This is a genomic window from Pseudomonas sp. HMWF006 (assembly GCF_003061205.1).
In the GTDB taxonomy this organism is placed as follows: domain Bacteria; phylum Pseudomonadota; class Gammaproteobacteria; order Pseudomonadales; family Pseudomonadaceae; genus Aquipseudomonas; species Aquipseudomonas monsensis.
The window spans coordinates 3,458-6,507 of the sequence record NZ_QAIU01000584.1 but is presented as its reverse complement, the minus strand read 5'-3'; the positions used below and the strand labels follow the sequence as shown (position 1 = coordinate 6,507).

Below are 3,050 nucleotides of genomic sequence, written 5' to 3'. Positions count from 1 at the left end.
CAACAGCGGATGGCGCGAGACAAAATCGTTTTGCGGATCACCGCTCGACTCATACACCGTCGACGGCTCGTCCAGCGGATTACCGCCGAGCACCACCAGCATCGCCGCCACGCCGTCGCTGATGCCCTTGCTGAAATTGCCGGCCTTGAACGCCGGAGTGATGACCTGGTGGATGATCACCGATGTCTGGGCGTCAGTCAGGCGATCCTCCAGCCCGTAACCGACTTCGATGCGCAGCTTGCGCTCGTCCCGGGCGACGATCAGCAGCGCGCCGTTGTTCTTGTCCTTCTGGCCGATGCCCCAGTGCCGGCCCAGTTGCACGCCGTAATCCTCGATGGTGGTGCCTTGCAGGTCCGGCACCGTGACCACCACCAGTTGCTCGCCGGTCGTCTGCTCGTGCGCCTGCAATTGCTGGCTCAGTTGCGCACGCACCGACGGCTCGATCATTTGCGCTTCGTCGACCACGCGTCCGCTCAGCGCCGGGAATGTCAACTCGGCCCGGGCGCTGACGGCGAACAGCCACAGGATCAGCACCAGGCCTATCTTCAACACACGCATGAATTACCTCGGGTCAGAACTTCACTTCCGGGGCCTTTTCCGCACCGGGGGTCGTGGCTTCGAAGGTTTCGCGAATCGGCAGATCGCTGTACATCACGCTGTGCCAGAGGCGACCGGGAAACGTGCGGATCTCGGTGTTGTACTTCTGCACCGCCAGAATGAAATCGCGCCGCGCCACGGCAATACGGTTTTCCGTGCCTTCGAGCTGCGATTGCAAGGCGAGGAAGTTCTGGTTGGCTTTCAGGTCCGGATAACGCTCGGAGACCACCATCAAGCGACTCAACGCGCCGCTCAGTTGATCCTGCGCCTGCTGGTACTGCTTGAGTTTCTCAGGATTGTCGAGGGTGCTGGCATCGACCTGGATCGACGTCGCCTTGGCCCGGGCTTCGACGACCGCTGTCAGGGTTGCCTCTTCATGCTTGGCGTAACCCTTCACGGTTTCCACCAGGTTGGGAATCAGGTCCGCGCGACGCTGGTACTGGTTCTGCACCTGGCCCCAGGCGGCCTTGGCCTGTTCGTCGAGGGTCGGAATATTGTTGATGCCGCACGCAGTCAGCAGCGTTGCCAATATCAGTAACGTGACAACTTGCAAACGCGAACGGTAGATCGGACTGACATTCATCAAAATGATGCTCCCTGGCACATTTCATTTAAAACCGAGCGCGAAACATTCTCGCCGGCTGTTGGGGCATAATCGGCCGCGCCACTGGATTGCGACGGGCCAATGGGCTAAAAAGTGCCCTGCGCGCTCACGCTGCCAACCGTCGGCTGCCGTTTTCCGGCTCTGACTTTTCGAGCCTGCACCCGAACAACAATAGTCGCTCCCTAAATTTTGGCTGGCCGGCATTGCATTGCCGTTTGGGCCCTAGAGAAAAACATTCATGAAGAAGCTGTGTTTGCTGGGTCTGTTCGTCAGCCTGGCCAGTCATCAAGTATTGGCCGCCACGACCCCGGTACCCCTGGAAAACAAGGACGCGTTCATCAGCGACCTGATGAAGCAAATGACCCTCGACGAGAAGATCGGCCAGTTGCGCCTGATCAGCATCGGCCCGGAAATGCCTCGCGAGCTGATCCGCAAAGAGATCGCCGCCGGCAACATCGGCGGCACGTTCAACTCGATCACCCGCCCGGAAAACCGTCCGATGCAGGACGCGGCGATGCGCAGTCGCCTGAAGATTCCGATGTTTTTTGCGTACGACGTGATCCACGGTCACCGTACGATTTTCCCGATTCCACTGGCCCTCGCCTCGAGCTGGGACATGGACGCCATCGGCCAGTCCGGGCGCGTTGCCGCCAGGGAAGCCGCGTCCGACAGCCTCGACATCACCTTCGCGCCGATGGTCGATATCTCCCGTGACCCACGTTGGGGCCGCAGCTCCGAAGGTTTCGGCGAAGACACTTACCTGACCTCGCGCATCGCCAAAGTCATGGTCAAGGCCTATCAGGGCGACACCCCGAGCGCCGCCGACAGCATCATGGCCAGCGTCAAGCACTTCGCCCTGTACGGTGCGGTCGAGGGTGGTCGCGACTACAACACCGTCGACATGAGCCCGGTGAAGATGTACCAGGACTACCTGCCACCGTACCGCGCCGCGATTGATGCCGGCGCTGGCGGCGTGATGGTGGCGCTGAACTCGATCAACGGCATCCCGGCCACGGCCAACACCTGGCTGATGAACGATCTGCTGCGCAAGGACTGGGGCTTCAAGGGCCTGGCGGTCAGCGACCACGGCGCGATCTTCGAACTGATCAAGCACGGCGTGGCACGCGACGGTCGAGAAGCGGCGAAGCTGGCGATCAAGGCCGGCATCGACATGAGCATGAACGACACCCTGTACGGCAAAGAGCTGCCGGGGCTGCTCAAGTCTGGCGAAATCGAACAGAAAGACATCGACAACGCGGTGCGCGAAGTGCTCGCCGCCAAGTACGACATGGGCCTGTTCAAAGACCCGTACCTGCGCATCGGCAAGGCTGAAGATGATCCGGCCGACACCTACGCCGACAGCCGCCTGCACCGCGCCGAGGCCCGTGACGTGGCGCGCCGCAGTCTGGTGCTGCTGAAGAACCAGAACGACACCCTGCCGCTGAAGAAAGACGCGAAAGTCGCCCTGGTCGGCCCGCTGGCCAAGGCGCCGATCGACATGATGGGCAGTTGGGCTGCCGCCGGGCGCCCTGCGCAGTCGGTGACCCTGTTCGACGGCATGAGTTCGGTGATCGGCGACAAGGCGAACCTGATCTACGCCCGTGGCGCCAACATCACCAGCGACAAGAAGGTCCTGGACTACCTGAACTTCCTCAACTTCGACGCGCCGGAAGTGGTCGATGACCCGCGTCCGGCCAACGTACTGATCGACGAAGCGGTGAAAGCCGCCAAGGACGCTGACGTGATCGTCGCAGCGGTGGGCGAGTCCCGTGGCATGTCCCACGAATCCTCAAGCCGTACCGACCTGAACATCCCGCAGAACCAGCGCGAGCTGATCCGCGCACTGAAA

General features: G+C 61.6%; 3 protein-coding genes. 1 reads left to right on the top strand and 2 read right to left on the bottom strand.

Features of this window, described 5'->3' with window-relative positions; all coding sequences use genetic code 11:
- Together DBR24_RS26915 and DBR24_RS26910 are read right to left on the bottom strand one after the other, a co-directional pair.
- Positions 1 to 558: YgcG family protein (locus DBR24_RS26915; RefSeq protein ID WP_128616229.1), on the bottom strand; the 558-nt coding region annotated here is incomplete at its 3' end.
- A 13-nt stretch (positions 559 to 571) separates the two neighbouring features.
- On the bottom strand, positions 572 to 1,180 hold the full coding sequence (locus DBR24_RS26910) for a LemA family protein (protein ID WP_128616228.1): 609 nt from the start codon (positions 1,178 to 1,180) through the stop codon (positions 572 to 574).
- 259 nt (positions 1,181 to 1,439) lie between these two features.
- On the opposite strand from DBR24_RS26910, the gene bglX reads away from it, so the two are divergent.
- A partial coding sequence (gene bglX, locus DBR24_RS26905) for a beta-glucosidase BglX (protein WP_256591880.1) occupies positions 1,440 to 3,050 on the top strand: 1,611 nt, incomplete at its 3' end.

Bases quoted from the DNA above. Each gene is read 5' to 3' on its own strand.
- DBR24_RS26910 (WP_128616228.1), bottom strand. From the start codon at position 1,180: ATGAATGTCAGTCCGATCTACCGTTCGCGTTTGCAAGTTGTCACGTTA.